The sequence below is a fragment of the Achromobacter spanius genome (assembly GCF_002966795.1).
Classification (GTDB): Bacteria; Pseudomonadota; Gammaproteobacteria; order Burkholderiales; family Burkholderiaceae_B; genus Achromobacter; species Achromobacter spanius_D.
In genome coordinates, this window is record NZ_CP023270.1 from 988,692 (window position 1) to 1,001,472 (window position 12,781).

Annotated in this window: 13 protein-coding genes; 8 read left to right on the plus strand and 5 right to left on the minus strand. The window is 68.1% G+C overall.

The annotated features are described in order from the left end of the window. Positions 1 to 96 precede the first annotated feature (96 nt). From CLM73_RS04395 to paaG, 3 genes are read left to right on the plus strand one after another with little or no spacing between them, the layout of a single operon-like run. Positions 97 to 1,287, plus strand: coding sequence for an acyl-CoA dehydrogenase family protein (locus CLM73_RS04395; protein ID WP_105237466.1), 1,191 nt, complete (start codon positions 97 to 99; stop codon positions 1,285 to 1,287). Between the two features lie 33 nt (positions 1,288 to 1,320). Then, on the plus strand, positions 1,321 to 2,433 hold the full coding sequence (locus CLM73_RS04400) for an acyl-CoA dehydrogenase family protein (protein WP_105237467.1): 1,113 nt from the start codon (positions 1,321 to 1,323) through the stop codon (positions 2,431 to 2,433). Further along, a complete protein-coding gene (gene paaG / locus CLM73_RS04405) occupies positions 2,430 to 3,254 on the plus strand; it encodes a 2-(1,2-epoxy-1,2-dihydrophenyl)acetyl-CoA isomerase PaaG (protein WP_105237468.1) in 825 nt (274 codons plus the stop codon). The genes CLM73_RS04400 and paaG overlap by 4 nt, the downstream gene beginning before the upstream one ends. Before the next feature lie 12 nt (positions 3,255 to 3,266). Here the strand turns inward: paaG and CLM73_RS04410 are convergent, their stop codons facing one another. Further along, positions 3,267 to 4,160 carry a LysR substrate-binding domain-containing protein gene (locus tag CLM73_RS04410; RefSeq protein ID WP_105241380.1) on the minus strand — a complete coding sequence of 298 codons (894 nt, stop codon included), beginning with the start codon at positions 4,158 to 4,160 and terminating at the stop codon, positions 3,267 to 3,269. Positions 4,161 to 4,303: 143 nt separating this feature from the next. On the opposite strand from CLM73_RS04410, the gene CLM73_RS04415 reads away from it, so the two are divergent. The 4 genes from CLM73_RS04415 (at position 4,304) to CLM73_RS04430 (ending at position 8,122) form a co-directional block, all read left to right on the plus strand. Continuing rightward, positions 4,304 to 5,134 (plus strand): FAS1-like dehydratase domain-containing protein, encoded by an 831-nt coding sequence (locus CLM73_RS04415; protein ID WP_105237469.1) that lies wholly within the window; start codon positions 4,304 to 4,306, stop codon positions 5,132 to 5,134. Next, complete coding sequence (locus tag CLM73_RS04420; RefSeq protein WP_199778254.1) at positions 5,131 to 6,324, plus strand: CaiB/BaiF CoA transferase family protein; 1,194 nt, start codon at positions 5,131 to 5,133, stop codon at positions 6,322 to 6,324. Before CLM73_RS04415 ends, CLM73_RS04420 begins: the two co-directional genes overlap by 4 nt. Beyond that, positions 6,321 to 7,154 carry an HpcH/HpaI aldolase/citrate lyase family protein gene (locus tag CLM73_RS04425; protein ID WP_105237470.1) on the plus strand — a complete coding sequence of 278 codons (834 nt, stop codon included), beginning with the start codon at positions 6,321 to 6,323 and terminating at the stop codon, positions 7,152 to 7,154. The genes CLM73_RS04420 and CLM73_RS04425 overlap by 4 nt, the downstream gene beginning before the upstream one ends. A 71-nt stretch (positions 7,155 to 7,225) precedes the next feature. Then, positions 7,226 to 8,122, plus strand: a complete 897-nt coding sequence (locus CLM73_RS04430) for a sugar kinase (protein ID WP_105237471.1) — start codon at positions 7,226 to 7,228, stop codon at positions 8,120 to 8,122. A gap of 44 nt (positions 8,123 to 8,166) precedes the next feature. Here the strand turns inward: CLM73_RS04430 and CLM73_RS04435 are convergent, their stop codons facing one another. From CLM73_RS04435 to hda, 4 genes are read right to left on the minus strand one after another with little or no spacing between them, the layout of a single operon-like run. Beyond that, positions 8,167 to 8,655: a 2-amino-4-hydroxy-6-hydroxymethyldihydropteridine diphosphokinase gene (locus CLM73_RS04435; protein WP_105237472.1), complete on the minus strand. Its 489-nt coding sequence runs from the start codon at positions 8,653 to 8,655 to the stop codon at positions 8,167 to 8,169. Positions 8,656 to 8,660: 5 nt separating this feature from the next. After that, positions 8,661 to 10,034, minus strand: coding sequence for a polynucleotide adenylyltransferase PcnB (gene pcnB, locus CLM73_RS04440; protein WP_105237473.1), 1,374 nt, complete (start codon positions 10,032 to 10,034; stop codon positions 8,661 to 8,663). Continuing rightward, positions 10,035 to 10,733 (minus strand): HAD family hydrolase, encoded by a 699-nt coding sequence (locus tag CLM73_RS04445; protein WP_056569045.1) that lies wholly within the window; start codon positions 10,731 to 10,733, stop codon positions 10,035 to 10,037. Next, positions 10,730 to 11,431: a DnaA regulatory inactivator Hda gene (hda, locus tag CLM73_RS04450; RefSeq protein ID WP_105237474.1), complete on the minus strand. Its 702-nt coding sequence runs from the start codon at positions 11,429 to 11,431 to the stop codon at positions 10,730 to 10,732. Before hda ends, CLM73_RS04445 begins: the two co-directional genes overlap by 4 nt. A gap of 258 nt (positions 11,432 to 11,689) precedes the next feature. Between hda and purM the strand changes: the two genes are divergently transcribed. Then, complete coding sequence (purM, locus tag CLM73_RS04455) at positions 11,690 to 12,739, plus strand: phosphoribosylformylglycinamidine cyclo-ligase (protein WP_056569039.1); 1,050 nt, start codon at positions 11,690 to 11,692, stop codon at positions 12,737 to 12,739. Positions 12,740 to 12,781: the final 42 nt, after the last annotated feature.

Here is a 12,781-nt window from a genome sequence, read left to right on the forward strand (position 1 = left end):
CGCGCGCCCTACACGCAACGCGAAGCCCGTCTTCGGGAGAGGCAGATTGTCCGGCCGTGCGCGCCGTGGCTAGATACCGGGCAAAGGAGGTGGACCATGAACCTGACCTGGACGCCAGAAGAGCGCCAATTCCGCGAGGCCGTGCGCGCCTTCGCTGCCGAGAAGCTGCCGGAAGACATTCGCGGCAAAGTGCTGCGGCACCAGCGGCTGGAGCGCGACGACTATGTGCGGTGGCACAACATCCTGGCCGACCAGGGGTGGGGCGCGCCCAACTGGCCGGTCGAACACGGCGGCACGGGGTGGAACGCCCTGCAGCGCCTGATCTTCGAAGTGGAGTGCTTCAAGGCGGGCGCGCCGAGGCTGCTGCCGTTCGGGCTGTCCATGATCGGCCCCGTGCTGATGAAGTACGGCAGCGCCGAACAGAAGGCCCGGCTGCTGCCTCGCATGATCCGAGTGGAGGACTGGTGGTGCCAGGGGTATTCCGAGCCGGGTTCCGGTTCCGACCTGGCGTCGCTCAAGACCCGCGCCGTGCGCGACGGCGACGACTACGTGGTCAATGGCCAGAAGACCTGGACCACGCTGGCGCAATATGCGGACTGGATGTTCTGCCTGGTGCGCACCGATCCCGATGCGCGCGCGCAACGCGGCATCTCGATGCTGCTGCTGGACATGCGCGCGCCGGGCGTCACGGTGCGTCCGATCCGCACGCTGGACGGTGGTCACGACGTCAACGAGGTCTGGCTGGAAGACGTGCGTGTGCCGGCCGCCAACCTTGTCGGCGAGGAGAACCAGGGCTGGACCTACGCCAAGTACCTGCTCGGCCACGAGCGCACCGGCATCGCGGGCCTGGGCCATTGCCATCGCGAGCTGGGCATCCTGAAGGACATGGCGGCGCGCGCGCAGTCGCGCGGCAGGCCGCTGCTGCAGGACAGCCGGATGCGCGACCGCATCTCGCGCATCGAGGTCGACATCATGGCGCTGGAGATGCTGCTGCTGCGCGTGGCCGCCAGCAACGACGGCACGCCCGGGCCGGAGGCCTCGGTGCTGAAGATCCGCGGGTCCGAGATTCAGCAGGACCTGGCGATGCTGCAGATGGAAGTCGCGGGCCCGGACGCCTGGCCTTATGACCCGGACTGGCTGGTGGCCGGCAACGATTTCCACGGCCCTGGCCCCGAGATGGCCGCCGCCGCGGGCGCTGGCTATGCCGATATGCGCAAGACCTCGATCTACGGCGGCACGACCGAAGTGCAGAAGGGCATCATCGCCCGCCTCGTGCTGGGCGTGTAGGCCCGCCGCGCAACCCCGACAGGAACACGACGCATGGATTTCATCTACACGGAAGAACAGCGCATGCTGGCCGACAGCCTGCGCCGCCTGGTGGACCAGGCATGGACCTTTCCCCAGCGGCGCGCCCGCCAGGCCGCAGGCACGCTGGACCGGCAGGCCTGGAATGCGCTGGCCGAACTGGGCGTGTTGGGCCTGACCATTTCGCAGGACCACGGCGGCTTTGGCGAAGTGCCCGCCAGCCTACTGCCGGTGCATGTCGAGCTTGGACGCGGACTGGTGTCCGAGCCCATCATCCCGAGCGCGGTGATGGGCGCGGCGCTGGCCGATGCCTGCGGCGAGACGTCGCGCAGCCCCTGGCTGCCGGCCATTGCCTCGGGCGAGGCCATCGTCAGCGTGGCGTGGCAAGAGCCCGGCCGGCGTTATGCCGCGGATCCTTCGGCGTGCCGCGCCGCGCAGACCGCCGAAGGCTGGCGGCTGGACGGAGCCAAACATCTGGTCTGGCACGGCGCGGCCGCCGATGCGTGGTTCGTCAGCGCGCGCGGCGGCGACGGCCAGACCGTTCTGTTGGCGGTGCCGGCCGATGCGGCCGGCGTGCGCGTGACGGACACGCCCACGCTGGACGGCGCGCGCTGCGCGCGGCTGGACTTCGATGCGGTGACGCTGCCCGCGAAGGCGCTGCTGGCAGAGGGCGATGCGGCCGACGATGCGCTCGCGCAGGCATTGCAATGGGGCACGGCAGCGCTGTGCGCGCACGCGGCGGGCGCGATGGAGCGCCTGCTGGAAATCACGGTGGAATACCTGAAGACCCGCAAGCAATTCGGCCAGCCGCTGGCGTCCTTTCAGGCGCTGCAGCACCGCCTGGCCGAGATGCTGGTGGCCAAGGAGCTGGCGCTGTCGATGGCCTACGTGGCGGTGGCGGCGTTGACCGAATCCGACGCGGCGCAACGGCGCCGCATGATCGCATCGGCCAAGCTGGAAGCCGCCCGCGCCGGGCGCCTGGTCGCGCAATTGGCCGTGCAGCTGCACGGCGGCATGGGCATGACGGACGAACTGGAGGTCGGCGACTACTTCAAGCGCCTGACCGTCGTGGATCAATTGATGGGCGATACGGCCGAGCAACTGGCCGTGCTGGAGGAATTGGCATGAGCGCACACGCACCGGCTTTCACGCACCTGCCGGCTTTCACGCAGATCCAGTTCACGCTGGAACGCGGCGTGGGCGTCATCACGCTGAACCGGCCCGAGCGCATGAACAGCTTCACCGAGGTCATGCACGGCGAACTGGCGCGCGCGCTGGACCTGCTGGAAGCGCACGAGGGTCTGCGCGGGCTCGTGATCACCGGCGCGGGCCGCGGCTTTTGTGCCGGCCAGGACCTGGGTGAACGCAAACCGGCCGAGGACGGCTCGCGCCGCGATCTGAGCGTGATGCTGGAGAAGTGCTATCGCCCGCTCGTCAACCGCCTGCGCGCCTTGCCCGTGCCGGTGGTGTGCGTCATGAACGGCGTGGCGGCCGGCGCGGGCGCCAGCCTGGTGCTGGCGTGCGACGTGGTGTTTGCGGTGGAATCGGCGCGCTTCGTGCAGGCGTTCAGCAAGATCGGCCTGTTGCCCGATGCGGGCGGCACGTGGTTCCTGCCGCGCCTGGTCGGATCGGCGCGCGCGATGGGCGCGGCGCTGTTCGGGGAATCGGTGACGGCCGCGCAGGCAGAATCGTGGGGCCTGATCTGGCGGGTGGTGCCCGACGCGGCGCTGGCCGACACGATCGCGCAGGTGACGGACACGCTGGCCGCCGGCCCCACTCGCGCCTACGGGGCCACCAAGGCGGCGTTGCAGGCGTCCAGCGGCAACACGCTGGCGCAGCAGTTCGATCTGGAATGCAGCCTGCAGCGCGAATTGGGCTACACCGACGATTACCTGGAAGGCATGCGCGCCTTCGCGGAAAAGCGCCCGCCGGCGTTCACCGGCAAATGATGCGGCGCAACGTCAGGATGCCTGCGGCGTCTGGATCTGATCAATGAGTTCGCGCGCGCAGCCGGGCAGGGCATCGATGTCGCGCACCAGCAGCTTGCGCTCGCGCACCACCCACGGCTCGTCCAGCTCGACGACGCGCAGCTTGGTGTCTCCACCGTAGCGGCGCGCGGCCGAGTCCGGAATGACGCCAACGCCCACGCCCGCCTGCACCATGCGGCAGATCGAATCGAAGCTGTAGAGCTGGATGCGCTGCGGCAGGCGCTGGCCGACGCGTTCCAGCTGGTCGCGCAAAAAGGCGACCAGCGTGGAGCCTTCGTGCATGGTGATGAACGGATAGCGCACGGCGTCCGCCAGCTTGACCTTGTCCTGATCCTGCAGCGGATGGCCATTGGGCACCACCAGCACCAGGCGGTCGGTGCTGAAGTGGATGGTCTGCAATTCCGGCGCATCCACCGGCCCCGCGACGATGCCCAGGTCGGTGGTGCCGTCCAGCACGCCGCGCACGATGTCGCGCGTCAGACGCTCCTGCAGATCCACCGTGACGCCCGGATGGCCCGACAGGAATTGCGCCAGGATGTCCGGCATGAATTCCGTGACGGCGGTGGTGTTGGCAAAGATGCGGATGTGGCCGGCGTCGCCGTCGGCCTGTTCCTGGAAATCGTGTTTCAGGTGATCCACCTGCCGCATGATGACGCGCGCGTGCTGCAGCAGTTTTTGCCCGGCAGGCGTGATTTCCACGCCGCGGCTGTCGCGGTAGAGCAGTCGGGAATTGAGCTGGTTCTCCAGCGCCTTGATTCGCACGCTGACCGCGGCCAGGGACAGATGCGCCCGCTTGGCCGCCTGCGTCAGGCTGGGGGATTCGGCGATGTGGATGAACAGTCGGAGGTCGGCAAGGTCGAAGTGCATGGTCCATATATTACGGCGGCCGGCCCCGGCGCGGATGGCCGATTCAGGCGCCGCAAACCCCGCCTTGAGGAAAAACGAATTCACACGCCCGTCGGCTTGCGGGCATGCTTCAGGCTGTAAAAACACCACCAGAGGAACTCGGCATGACATCTACAGATCCGGCCGCGTGGATCGGCAGCGGCGAACGCAAGGCGGACGCCATGGATCCCGGCCACGCCGCGCGTATCGCCGCCACCCTGGGCGGTCCGGTGCCGGCCGAGGGCGACGACCTGCCGCCGTTGTGGCAATGGGCTTTCTTCATCGCCACCGTCGGCATGGACGGATTGGGGACGGATGGCCATCCTTCGCGCGGCGGTTTTCTTCCGCCCGCGCAGGACCGCAACCGCATGTGGGCAGGCGGCCGGGTGGAATTCCGCCAGCCGCTCAAGGTGGGCGTGCCTGCCGAACGGGTGTCGACCGTGGCCGAGGTCAAGGAAAAGACCGGCCGCACCGGCTCCCTGCTGTTCGTGACCGTGCAGCATGAATACTGGCAATCGGGCGAAGTGGCCATCCTCGAAGAGCAGGACATCGTGTACCGCCAGCCCACACCGCCCAAGCTCACGGGCAGCGAGCCCGCGCCGCAGGCGCAATGGAGCGACACGGTCAACCCCACGTCGATCCTGCTGTTCCGCTATTCGGCCGTCACGTTCAACGGCCACCGCATCCATTACGACCATCCCTACGTCACCGGCGTCGAAGGCTATCCCGGCCTGGTCGTCCATGGCCCGCTCATCGCCACCGAGATGGTCGCCGCCTTTGTGCGGGCGCATCCCAAGGCCCGCCTCACGCATCTTGCCTACCGGGGCTTGCGCCCGCTGATTTCCCCCACGCCTTTCCAGGTCGCCGGCCGCTTGTCCGAGCCGGGCGTCGCCCAGCTCTGGGCCGAGCAGGACGGCACGCTGGCCCACCAAGCCGAATTGAGGTTCACCGAATGAACATGCAGGCCTCCCGCCCGCTGGACGGCATTACCGTCGTCAGCCTGGAACACGCCATCGCCGCGCCTTTCTGCACCCGCCAGCTGGCGGACATGGGCGCGCGCGTCATCAAGATCGAACGTCCGGGCAGCGGCGACTTCGCCCGCGGCTACGACGAGCGCGTGCGGGGGCTGTCCTCGCACTTCGTCTGGACCAACCGCTCCAAGGAAAGCCTGACGCTGGACCTGAAGCGCGACGAAGCCGCTGGTGTCATGGACCGCCTGCTGGAATCGGCCGACGTGCTGGTGCAGAACCTGGCGCCCGGCGCCGCGGCGCGCCTCGGCTTGTCGTTCGAGGCGCTGCACGCAAAGCATCCGCGCCTGATCGTCTGCGACATCTCGGGTTATGGCGAGGGCGGTCCCTACCAGGACAAAAAGGCCTACGACCTGCTCATCCAGAGCGAAAGCGGCTTCCTGTCGGTCACCGGCACGAAGGACGATCCGGTCAAGGCGGGGTGTTCCATTGCGGACATCGCCGCCGGCATGTACGCCTATTCGGCCATCCTGAACGCGCTGCTGCTGCGCCAGCGTACGGGCGTGGGCAGCCGCCTGGACGTCTCCATGCTGGAGAGCATGGTCGAGTGGATGGGCTTTCCCATGTATTACGCCTTTGACGGCGCGGCGCCGCCCGTGCGCGCGGGCGCGGCCCATGCGTCCATCTATCCGTACGGGCCGTTCCCCGTGGGTGGCGGCTCCACCATCATGCTGGGCCTGCAGAACGAACGCGAATGGCGTGTCTTCTGCGCGCAGGTGCTGCGCCAGGCCGAGCTGGCCGAGGACCCGCGCTTCATCTCCAATTCGCAGCGCACCGCCAACCGAGACGCGCTGCGCGCGCTCATCGTGACCGCCTTTGCCGACCTGTCCATCGAGCAGGTGACGCAACGCCTGGAGGACGCGCAGATCGCCAATGCGCGCGTCAACGACATGGCCGGCGTGTGGGCGCATCCGCAATTGCAGGCGCGCCAGCGCTGGAGTCAGGTCGACAGCCCCGCCGGCATGCTGCCTGCGCTGCTGCCGCCCGCCACCAGCAACGCGTTCACGGCGCATATGGGGGCGGTGCCCGCCGTGGGCCAAAACACCGATGCGGTGCTAGCATCTCTGGGATACGCGCCGGATCAGGTGGCGCAGTTTCATGCCTCGGAGGTCGTGTGACACATCCCGTCGTTCGTAGCGCCCTGTTTGTGCCGGCCTCGCGGCCCGAGCGCATCCCCAAAGCGCTGGCCGCGGGCGCGGACGCCGTCATCGTGGACCTGGAAGACGCCGTGGAGCACCTGGCCAAGGCGTCGGCCCGCGAAGCCCTGTGTGACTTCCTGGGCCTGAATCGCGAGGCCCGGCTCTGGGTGCGCATCAACGACGCGTCCACGTCCTGGCACGACGACGATCTGAAGGCCTGCCGCGGCAGGGCCGGCGTGGCGGGCATTCTGCTGCCCAAGGCCGAAAGCATGATGCAGGTGCGGCACGCGGCCCAGACCGGCTGTCCCGTGATTCCCATTCTTGAAACCGCGCAGGGCATCCTCAATGCCGGCGAGATCGCCGCCACGCCCGGCGTCGCGCGGCTGGCGTTCGGCAGCCTGGATTACGGTCTGGATCTGGGCCTGACGCCCGACACGCCGGGCGCCGAAACCGTGCTGGACCACGCCCGGGTGCAGGTGCTGCTGCATACGCGTGCAGCCGGCCTGGCGCCCGCGCTGGACGGCGTCTTTCCCGGCGTGCAGGATCAGGCCGGGCTGGCCGCAGCGGCCAGCCGGGCGCAGCAGATGGGTTTCGGCGGCATGCTGTGCATCCATCCGACGCAAGTTCCCGTCATCCACGCCGCTTTCGTGCCGGCCCAGCAGGAACTCGACTGGGCGCGGCGCGTCATCGCCGCGCACCGCGACACCGCTGCGGGCACGTTCATGCTGGATGGCAAGATGGTCGACGCGCCCGTCATCGCACGGGCGCGGCTGGTGCTGGCGCAGGCGGGTGAATCCACGCGCGGCTGAATCCCGCGCCGGCGCCTCGTCCAGACCGTGCGCCGAGGCGCCCCGCGCATACAACCTGACAAGGCGGGCCCATGGGCGAGGCGCTTTTCATCGGACATACCTACATCGACGTCACCGTGCTGGCCGACGAATGGCCCACGGGCGACCAGAAAAGCGTGGCGCGCGACTACGCGGTCTCGTTCGGCGGCAATGCGGTCACGGCGGCATTTGCCTGCGCGCGGCTGGGGTTGCCGCCGGATCTGATCTGCTCGCTGGCGCCCGACTGGCTGGGCCATATGTACTCGGACATGGCGGCCGCGCACGGCGTCACGCTGCACGCGCGCCAGGTGCGGCGTTCCTCGTTGTCGTTCATCATGCCCAATCACGGCAAGCGCGCCATCGTCCGCGCGCGCGACGCGGGCTACCTGAACGACTTTCCCCGGCTGGACATCGGCGGCTACCGCGCCCTGCATCTGGACGGCCATCAGCCCGACGCCGCGCTGCATTACGCGCGCGCCTGCCGCCAGGCCGGCGTGCTGACCTCGCTGGACGGCGGCGGCATGCGCGAGAACACCGACGAACTGCTGCGTTACATCGACGTGGCCGTTTGCGCCGAGCGCATGTGCGAGCAGCTTGGTCTGTCGCCCGAAGGGCTGCTGGATTTGCTCAAGACGCGCGGCTGCCGCATCGGCGCGGTGACGCTCGGCGAGCGCGGGATGCTGTGGTACGACGAGACGGGGCGCGTCGGCACGCTGCCGTCGCTGGACGTGCCCGTGTCGCGCATCATCGACACCTCGGGCGCGGGCGACGTGTTTCACGGCGCTTATGTGTGGTCCTACCTGACGCGGCCGGAACAGCCCTGGATCGAGCACTTCACGTTTGCGCGGGCGGCCTCCGCGCACAAGATCCAGCATCTGGGGAACGAGGCGGGGTTGCCGGACGTGGAAGACGTCGAGCGCGCCATGATGGCGTTTACGCCGAAGGCGTGATGCCGGCACGCGGCGCGTACTGCGCTGCACCGCTGAACCCGCGCTCAGGGCGCGATTCGTTCGATCGGCTGGTCGTGGATCGCGCCGATCCAGGCGTCAAGCGGTTGGCCTTGCACGGACAGGCCGGGCGCGAGATCGCGCAGCGGCAGCAGCACGAAGGCGCGCAGATGCAGGCGGGGATGCGGCAGGATCAGCCGCGCGTCGTCCAGCTGCGTATCGCCGTGCAGCAGCAAATCCAGATCGAGCGTGCGAGGGGCATTGCGGTAGGGCCGCAGGCGGCCGTGTTCGTTTTCGAGCGCCTGCAGGACGTCCAGCAATGCCAGCGGCGCAAGGGCGGTGTCCACGGCCGCCACGGCGTTGACGAAGTCGGGGCCGGTGGCATCCACCGGCGCGCTGCGGTAGAACGGCGAGGCCATCACCCCGGTGATGCCGGGTGTGGCCTGCAACTGCGCCAGGACCTGGCGCAGGGTGGCCGCGCTGTCGCCCAGGTTGGCGCCCAGACCGACGTAGGCGCGCACGGACGGCTGCGGCATGTGGATTACTCGGTGCCCGGCGCGCTGCGCGGGCCACTGCGGCGCGGACGGCGGCGCCGGCGCGCGGGAGCGCCCGTGCCCGTGGCCGCATCGGCGGCTTCGCGCGGCTGGCGCGAGATTTCCTCGATCATGTCGGCGCGGGTCGCGTCGTCGGCGTTGGCCAGATCCATCCACCACTGCGCCAGCACGCTGTCGAACTCGCCGGCGGCGGCGCGCAGCTGCAGGAAGTCGCAGGCGGCGCGGAAGCGCGGCTGCTCGATCATGCGGTAGATGGTCTTGCCCATGCGGCGCTCGAAACGCGGCTGCATGAACCAGATTTCGCGCATGTCGGACGAGAAGCGGCGCTGGATGGCGAGCTTCTCGGTTTGTTCGTCCAGCACCGAATCCGCGGCCGTCGACAGCGCGGGGATGGTGTGCTCGCCCTGGGCGCGCAACTGTTTCCAGCGCACGTCCACCTGCTGCCACAGCAGCGCGGCAAAGAGGAAGCTGGGGCTGATGGTCTTGCCGGCACGCACGCGCGCGTCGGTGCGTTCCAGCGCCAGTTCCACGAAGTGTTCGCCGCCGGGTTGCTCAAGCACCACGTCCAGCAGCGGCAAGAGACCGTTGTGCAGGCCGTCGGCGCGCAACTGGCGCAGGCAATCCATGGCATGGCCGCAGGTCAGCAGCTTGAGCATCTCGTCGAACAGGCGCGAGGCCGGCACGTTTTCGATGAGGTCGGCCATCGTGCTGATGGGCTCGCGCGTGGCCGGGTCGATCGTGCCGTTCAGCTTGGCGGCAAAGCGCACCGCGCGCAGCATGCGGACCGGGTCTTCGCGGTAACGCTTGACGGGGTCGCCGATGATGCGGATCTGGCGCTTCTTCAGGTCGGCCACGCCATCGTGGTAGTCGATGACTTCCTCGTTGTGCGGGTCGTAGTAGAGCGCGTTCATGGTGAAGTCGCGGCGCTTGGCGTCTTCTTCCTGCGAACCGAACACGTTGTCGCGCAGGATGCGGCCGTGCTCGTCGGTCTCCTGGTCTTCCGAGGCGGGGGCGCGGAAGGTGGAGGTCTCGATGATCTCCTGGCCGAACACCACATGCACCAGTTGGAAGCGGCGACCGATGATGCGCGCGCGGCGGAACAGCGGGCGGATCTGTTCAGGCGTGGCATTGGTGGCCACGTCGAAGTCCTTGGGCTCCAGCCCGACGATCAGGTCGCGCACCGCGCCGCCGACGATATAGGCTTCGTAGCCATGCTGGCGCAGCACCTCGCACACCTTGATGGCGTGGCGCGACACGTTGCGGCGGTCGATGCCGTGCTTGTCGCGCCCGATGCGCAACGGCCCCTTGGGTGTCGGCGCGAAGAGCCGGCCGACGAATTTTCTTATGGTTTCAGTGATCATTTAGGACTTCGAATCTTCCATGTGGTCGAACAGGTCGATCACTTGCCAGCCGCGTTCCTGCGCAATGGCGCGCAGGGTGGGGCTGGGGTTGGCGGCAATCGGACGGGTCACTTTTTCGAGCAGCGGCACATCATTGACCGAATCGCTATAGAAAAACGATTCGGAGAAATCCGCAAGCCCCAGGCCCATGCCGGCCAGCCAGTCGTTGACGCGCACGACCTTGCCTTCCTTGAAGCTGGGCGTGCCCAGGATGCGGCCGGTGTAGCGGCCGCGCAGGTACTCGGCATCGGTCGCGACCAGGTGAGGCACGCCAAAGGCGCGGGCGATCGGGGCGGTGACGAAGCTGTTGGTGGCCGTGACGATGGCGCAGAGGTCGCCGGCTTCGAGGTGGCTGTCGACGAGGTCGCGGGCAGCCGGCGTGATGGATGGGCGAATGACTTCGCCCATGAAGGTTTCGTGCCATGCCGCCAGGTCGTACGGCGAATGCGCGGCCAGAAGGCCCAACATGAATTCGGCGGCCTGTTCGGCCGTGAGTTCGCCGCGGTTGTAGCGGTCCATCAGATCGTCATTCAGGCGGCGGGCTTCGACGGGATCACCCGCGCGGCCCGTGCGCGCCAGATAGTCGGCCCATTGGTAGTCGCTGTCGAGCGGCAGCAAGGTGTGATCCAGGTCGAACAGGGCGAGACGTCGGGTGGTCATGTGCGTTGTGAATCAGGATCTGCGAGCATGGCGCGCAGCAGGGGGAGGGTGATGGGGCGGCCGGTGGCCAGAGAGTAACGGTCCAGCGCGTCGAGCAACGCGGCAAGCTTGCGGATGTCGCGTTCGTGGTGCGTGAGCATCCAGTTGATGATTTCGGGCGCCAGGTGCAGCCCGCGTTCGGCGGCCTGCGCCGACAGCGCGGCCAGCTTGTCGGCGTCGGACAGCGGATCCAGGCGGAACACCAGATCCCAGCCCAGGCGCGTGCGCAGATCTTCGCGCAGCGGCATCGACAGCGGCGCGCGGTCGCCGGCCAGCGCCAGCGCAAACGCCCGCTGCGTGGCCGCGGATTCCCGCCACCGGTTGTACAGCGCAAACAGGGCGGCCTGGCGGCTGTCGTCCATGCGATGCACGTCGTCGACCGCCACGAATTTGGGCATGGGCGATTTGGAATCGGCTTCGGCCAGGCGGCGCAGCATGTTTTCGCCGTTGGCCGGGTCGACGTAGACGGCATCGGGCCGGGCGGTCAGCGCGCGCAAGAGGTGGGTGCGGCCGCAGCCGGCGGCGCCCCAGATGTACAGGGCCCGTCCGGGCTTGAGCGCACGCACGGCTGCCACCGCTTCTCCGTTGGGGCCGGCGATGTAGTTGTTCAGCGAGGGCGCTGGCGCGGGGAGAACGTCGAGCAGCAGCTGGCGGTTCATGAGAGTTAGCAATCGGGCTTTTCAGGGGCGCCGCAAAAAGCCAAGAAAAATCGGTAATACACGGGCCAAATAGAAACTGGCAAAATCAATACCGGCCAACCCTACACTTTAAACCACCTGAGGCGATGGTGTCGCGTCCGAACGCTTGGCCTGGCTTGGGTTTGCGCCCTCTCGCGCCCCTCCGCGCCCGCGGCATCGTAAAATGCAGGGCGTTCCACCAAAATCCCAGCAATTGTTACATACCCCACGGCATTTCTCATGACGAACCAACCTAAAGCCCCCCTGACCTACCGCGACGCCGGTGTCGACATCGACGCAGGCGACGCCCTGGTCGACCGAATCAAACCCCTTGCCGCGCGCACCATGCGCCCCGGGGTGCTGGCCGGTATCGGCGGCTTTGGCGGCCTGTTCGAAGTGCCCAAGACGTATAAAGAGCCCGTGCTGGTTTCCGGCACCGACGGCGTGGGCACCAAGCTGCGCCTCGCGTTCGACTGGAACCGCCACGACACGGTGGGTATCGACCTGGTCGCCATGAGCGTCAACGACATCCTGGTGCAGGGCGCCGAGCCGCTGTTCTTCCTGGATTACTTCGGCTGCGGCAAGTTGTCGGTGGACACGGCGGCGGCGGTGGTGGGCGGCATTGCCAAGGGCTGCGAATTGTCGGGTTGCGCGCTGATCGGCGGCGAAACCGCCGAAATGCCGGGCATGTACCCGGACGGCGAATACGATCTGGCCGGCTTCGCGGTGGGCGCGGTGGAAAAGTCCAAGATCATCGACGGCAAGTCCATCAAGGCGGGCGACGTGGTCCTGGGCCTGGCGTCCAGCGGCGCGCATTCCAACGGCTACTCGCTGCTGCGCAAGATCCTGGAACGCGCCGGCGCCAAGCCGGACGACGATTTCCACGGCCAGAAGATGGTCGACGTGGTCATGGCCCCGACCCGCATCTACGTCAAGCAGGTGCTGGCCGCGCTGGCCAAGCACGGCACGGCGATCAAGGGCCTGGCCCACATCACGGGCGGCGGCCTGCTGGACAACGTGCCGCGCATCCTGCAGGACGGCCTGGCCGCCAAGCTGCACCGCGACGCCTGGGAAATGCCCAAGCTGTTCCAGTGGCTGCAGGAGCAGGGCGGCGTCGAGGACACCGAGATGTACCGCGTCTTCAACTGCGGCATCGGCATGGTGCTGGTGGTGGACCCGGCCCAGGCCGACGCCATTGCCGCCACGCTGCGCGAGCAGGGCGAGACGGTCAGCAAGCTGGGCGAGATCGTGCCCCAGGAAGCCGGCATGGCGCAGACCTTCGTGGTGTGACGCCGCGGCGATTGCGCTGAAATGAAATGACCGCCGTGATGG

Excerpts from the sequence above, each read along its gene's own strand:
- pcnB (WP_105237473.1), bottom strand. The coding sequence starts at position 10,034 with ATGATCACTGAAACCATAAGAAAATTCGTCGGCCGGCTCTTCGCGCCG.
- hda (WP_105237474.1), bottom strand. The coding sequence starts at position 11,431 with ATGAACCGCCAGCTGCTGCTCGACGTTCTCCCCGCGCCAGCGCCCTCG.
- purM (WP_056569039.1), top strand. The coding sequence starts at position 11,690 with ATGACGAACCAACCTAAAGCCCCCCTGACCTACCGCGACGCCGGTGTC.
- CLM73_RS04430 (WP_105237471.1), top strand. The coding sequence starts at position 7,226 with ATGGGCGAGGCGCTTTTCATCGGACATACCTACATCGACGTCACCGTG.
- CLM73_RS04410 (WP_105241380.1), bottom strand. The coding sequence starts at position 4,160 with ATGCACTTCGACCTTGCCGACCTCCGACTGTTCATCCACATCGCCGAA.
- CLM73_RS04400 (WP_105237467.1), top strand. The coding sequence starts at position 1,321 with ATGGATTTCATCTACACGGAAGAACAGCGCATGCTGGCCGACAGCCTG.
- CLM73_RS04445 (WP_056569045.1), bottom strand. The coding sequence starts at position 10,733 with ATGACCACCCGACGTCTCGCCCTGTTCGACCTGGATCACACCTTGCTG.
- CLM73_RS04395 (WP_105237466.1), top strand. The coding sequence starts at position 97 with ATGAACCTGACCTGGACGCCAGAAGAGCGCCAATTCCGCGAGGCCGTG.
- CLM73_RS04415 (WP_105237469.1), top strand. The coding sequence starts at position 4,304 with ATGACATCTACAGATCCGGCCGCGTGGATCGGCAGCGGCGAACGCAAG.
- CLM73_RS04420 (WP_199778254.1), top strand. The coding sequence starts at position 5,131 with ATGAACATGCAGGCCTCCCGCCCGCTGGACGGCATTACCGTCGTCAGC.
- CLM73_RS04435 (WP_105237472.1), bottom strand. The coding sequence starts at position 8,655 with ATGCCGCAGCCGTCCGTGCGCGCCTACGTCGGTCTGGGCGCCAACCTG.
- paaG (WP_105237468.1), top strand. The coding sequence starts at position 2,430 with ATGAGCGCACACGCACCGGCTTTCACGCACCTGCCGGCTTTCACGCAG.